This window comes from Vibrio sp. 1401 (assembly GCF_033340295.1).
The window spans coordinates 1-730 of record NZ_JAWOWF010000321.1 but is presented as its reverse complement, the minus strand read 5'-3'; the positions used below and the strand labels follow the sequence as shown (position 1 = coordinate 730).

Annotated in this window: 2 pseudogenes; one reads left to right on the top strand and one right to left on the bottom strand. The window is 44.9% G+C overall.

From position 1 onward, the window contains the following. Positions 1-315, top strand: a pseudogene (locus R7Z77_RS25390) (mechanosensitive ion channel domain-containing protein); the annotation flags it as partial. A 57-nt stretch (positions 316-372) separates the two neighbouring features. Here the strand turns inward: R7Z77_RS25390 and vmrA are convergent. Then, a pseudogene (gene vmrA / locus R7Z77_RS25385) lies at positions 373-730 on the bottom strand (sodium-coupled multidrug efflux MATE transporter VmrA); the annotation flags it as partial.

The window sequence follows — 730 nt, the reverse complement described above, 5'->3', positions numbered from 1 at the left end:
TCTCGTCATGCAACGCGACGTGTAGATTTGGTTATCGGTGTTTCATACAAAGCCGATCTTAAGCTAACGAAGAAAGTGATTCGCGAAACGCTAGAAAAAGATCCTCGTATTTTGAAAGATCCTGATATGACTATCGGTGTTCTAACACTAGCAGATTCTTCAGTTAACTTCGTAGTGCGCCCTTGGGTTAAAACTGCGGATTACTGGGGTGTGTACTTTGATTCAATGCAAGGCATTAAAGAAGCATTGGACGAGAACGGTATCGAAATTCCATTCCCACAAATGGATGTTCATTTGAACCGTGTCGAATCTTAATACGAACGACAGATAATCTAAAAAGCGAGGCACTAGCCTCGCTTTTCTGCTACCAACTTAAGACGCTTGGATGCTCGGTTCTACTGGGCTATCCACCATCAACTTTTTGATATCACGCCAAAGCATGCTCATCACAACCAGACTTAACGCAATGTTGGATAGCGGGAATGCAATCCAAATGCCTGTCACACCCAACAGTTTTGGCATGATGAACAAGAACGGCAGTTGGATAAGCATATTGCCCACCGTCACAAACATCGCCTTACTGCCTTTGTTGACCGATTGATAGTAAGCCCCTGCTACCACTAAGAAACCATCCAGAAACAGTGCGAACATGTGGAGACGAATTCCCATCACGGCACTTTCGATAAGCTGCTGATCCGCGTCATTAAAGACGGATACGAGCTGGTACGGG